The sequence below is a fragment of the Streptomyces sp. NPDC051172 genome (assembly GCF_040682555.1).
In the GTDB taxonomy this organism is placed as follows: Bacteria; Actinomycetota; Actinomycetes; order Streptomycetales; family Streptomycetaceae; genus Streptomyces.
In genome coordinates this window covers 1-2,077 of record NZ_JBFBBE010000291.1, presented here as the reverse complement: position 1 = coordinate 2,077, position 2,077 = coordinate 1, and the positions used below count along the sequence as shown (strand labels likewise).

Annotated in this window: 2 protein-coding genes and 1 pseudogene; 2 read left to right on the top strand and 1 reads right to left on the bottom strand. The window is 73.3% G+C overall.

Translation table 11 applies throughout. The annotated features are described in order from the left end of the window. Positions 1-121: pseudogene (locus AB0N07_RS50440) on the bottom strand (succinate dehydrogenase, cytochrome b556 subunit); the annotation flags it as partial. A gap of 246 nt (positions 122-367) precedes the next feature. On the opposite strand from AB0N07_RS50440, the gene AB0N07_RS50435 reads away from it, so the two are divergent. Both AB0N07_RS50435 and AB0N07_RS50430 read left to right on the top strand, forming a co-directional pair. After that, the gene (locus tag AB0N07_RS50435) at positions 368-1,519 is read left to right on the top strand and encodes a mannose-1-phosphate guanylyltransferase (RefSeq protein WP_350749727.1); all 1,152 of its coding nucleotides are present in this window, start codon (positions 368-370) and stop codon (positions 1,517-1,519) included. A gap of 61 nt (positions 1,520-1,580) precedes the next feature. Then, a partial coding sequence (locus AB0N07_RS50430) for a M20/M25/M40 family metallo-hydrolase (protein ID WP_365847662.1) occupies positions 1,581-2,077 on the top strand: 497 nt, incomplete at its 3' end.

The window sequence follows — 2,077 nt, the reverse complement described above, 5'->3', positions numbered from 1 at the left end:
GGTAGAAGAAGATGACGACGCCGGTGACGCGGTGGCCCACCCAGGACCACATGCCGCCGTGGCCCCGGTACAGGGTTCCGCGGCCGTTCTTGGCCGGGGCCTGCGCAGTGGCGCTAGACACGGTTGATACCTCCAGGGGGAATGCACGATCCCGGTCCTCCGCCGTGGGACGACGACGGGCAGGGGCGTGTGCGAGTGGATTCCTCCGCCTAGGGTAGACCCTTCCCGCGCCTCCGTGCCCGATCGGGGACCGGGGCGGCCACTGTGACGCGCGCGGGGCCCCGCCGCCGTCCTGCTCGGTGTGGGCTGTGCCCCGCCTGGGCGCGTCGAGTGGTCCGCTGTCCGGACGGTTCCGTAGTCTGGCCCGGTGAGCACCGATCCGAACCTGACCGATGCCCCGCGCGAGGCCGCGCCGGGCACGGCCCTGTCCCGCTTCCACGCCGTGATCCCCGCCGGGGGCGTGGGCACCCGCCTGTGGCCCCTCTCGCGGGCCGCCGCGCCGAAGTTCCTCCACGACCTCACCGGCTCGGGCCAAACCCTGATCCGCGCCACGTGGGACCGTCTGGCACCCCTGGCCGCGGGCATGCTCGTGGTGACCGGGGAGGCCCATCGCGCGGCGGTGTGCACGCAGCTGCCGGACCTGGCGGAGACGGATCTGGTGCTCGAGCCTTCGCCGAAGGACTCCGCGGCCGCCATCGGCCTGGCCGCGGCGATCCTCTCCCTGCGTGACCCGGACACGATCATGGGCTCGTTCGCAGCGGATCAGGTGATCTCCCCGGTGGAGGTCTTCCAGGACGCGGTGCGGCAGGCCGTCGAGACGGCGGCCACCGGCCGGATCGTGACCATCGGCATCGAGCCCACGCACGCGGCCACGGGCTTCGGCTACATCCGCCGGGGCCGCCGCCTCCGCGTGGCCGGCGCCCCGGACGCGCACGACGTCGCCGCGTTCGTGGAGAAGCCGGACCTGAAGGTCGCCCAGCAGTACGTGAAGTCCGGCCGCTACCTCTGGAACGCGGGCATGTTCGTGGCGCCCGTGGGCCTCATGCTGGCCCACCTCGAGGAGAACGAGCCCGCGCTGCACGCCGGCCTGATGGAGATCGCCCGCGCGTGGGAGACGCCGGAGCGGGACGAGGTCATGGCCCGGGTGTGGCCCGAGCTGACGAAGACCGCCATCGACTACGCCGTGGCCGAGCCCGCCGCCGCCGTCGGCGACGTGGCCGTGATCCCCGGCTCCTTCACGTGGGACGACGTGGGGGACTTCGCGGCGATCGCCCGCCTGAACCCGGTCAAGGACGCCTCCGGCATCACGGTGATCGGGGACACCCCGCGCGTGTACTCGGACGACGCGTCCGGCGTCGTGGTGACGGACACGAAGCGCGTCATCGCCTTGATCGGCATCGAGGACGTCGTCGTGGTGGACACCGAGGACGCGCTGCTGGTCACCACCACGGAGCACGCCCAGGAGGTCAAGAAGGCCGTCGAGGCGCTCAAGGCCGAGGGCGTGGACGAGGTCCTCTGACCGCGTCCCCGGCCGGGTCCGGCCCGCACCGACCGGCACCCCCGGAGTAGGGTGCTGGGCCATGACCACCTCCGACTCCGTGCTGACCGGGCCCCGTCCGACCTCCGTCCCCTCGGTGGGCCCCGTGGTGGCCGAGCTCGAGGACGAGATCGTGTCCTTCCGCCGGGACCTGCACCGGCATCCCGAGCTCTCCTATGAGGAGTACCGCACCACCGACCGCATCGTGGAGCTGCTCGCCGGCTACGGGCTCTCGCCCGTGCGGATGGAGTCCACGGGCGCCTACGTGGACGTCGGGGAGGGGCCGGTGGTGCTGGCCCTGCGCGCCGACATCGACGCGCTGCCAGTCGAGGAGGAGACCGGCCTGCCCTACGTGTCCGTCAATGACGGCGTCGCGCACGCGTGCGGCCACGACATGCACACCGCCGTCATGGCGGGGGTGGCCGTCGCCCTCGGCCGCATCCTCCGCGGGGCCACCGCCGACGCCGACCTGCGCGCGGCCGGCGAGCGGGCCCACGGCACGGTCCGCGTCATCTTCCAGCCCGCGGAGGAGCGGCTGCC